We start from the raw sequence: 941 nt of genomic DNA, 5'->3' as shown, positions 1-941 counted from the left end.
GCGGTTGCTTTATCTAAGCTTATCAAACATGGGGAAGTAACGGTCAACGAATTAATCGACGCTGCTTTTTCCCGTCTTGAAGAAGTCAATCCAGAACTGAATGCAGTCATTCGGACAAGAAAAGAGCAGGTCAAAATTGAATCCAAACAGCTTGACATCAGACACCAGCCGTTTGCCGGGGTGCCGATTCTTTTAAAGGACATTTCCCAAGCGTTGAAAGGGGAGCCTCTCACAGCCGGCGCCAAGCTGCTTTCATCTTATAAACCAAAGCGCGATTCGAATTTCGTCGCGAAATTGCGCGGCGCCGGTTTTTTATTTCTCGGACAGACGAATACACCCGAATACGGATTAAAAAATATTTCTGAGCCTGAATTGTATGGGCCGTCGCGAAATCCTTGGAACACTGATTATTCACCCGGGGGTTCAAGCGGCGGTTCTGCGGCTGCGGTGGCGGCCGGAATCGTTCCACTTGCAGGGGCAAGCGACGGGGGAGGCTCCATCCGGATACCGGCTTCCTTTACCGGACTATTCGGTCTGAAACCGACCCGGGGCAGAACGCCTGTAGGACCGGGCGCCGGACGGCAGTGGCAGGGGGCATCGATCGATTTTGTGCTGTCCCGTACGGTCAGGGACAGCGCGGCGCTCCTGGATATTCTGCAAACCATTCAGCCTGAAGCCGCTTTTCAAACGCCTTTATTTCCAGGTCAGTATGAAGAGGATATGAAAAAAGGGCTGGAGCGCCCTTTGAAAATCGCATTCTCTGTAGAATCACCCGTCGGAACGCCTGTCAGCGATGAAGCCAAACAAGCCGTCCGCCGCACCGTTCGATGGCTGGAAGCGCAGGGACACCATGTCGAAGAGCAGACGAACGGCGTTGACGGAATCCGGTTAATGGAGAACTACTACTTAATGAACAGCGGTGAAATTTCCGCGATGATTCT

The 941-nt window shown here is 52.6% G+C and carries 1 protein-coding gene; it reads left to right on the top strand.

What is annotated here, in order from left to right:
• Positions 1–941: amidase family protein (locus tag ACWHAR_RS24195; RefSeq protein WP_452088074.1), on the top strand; the 941-nt coding region annotated here is incomplete at both ends.

Source organism: Bacillus sp. LR--39 (assembly GCF_053613335.1).
Note: the sequence above shows the minus strand (reverse complement) of the source record. Positions and strands in the feature narration are given on the sequence as shown.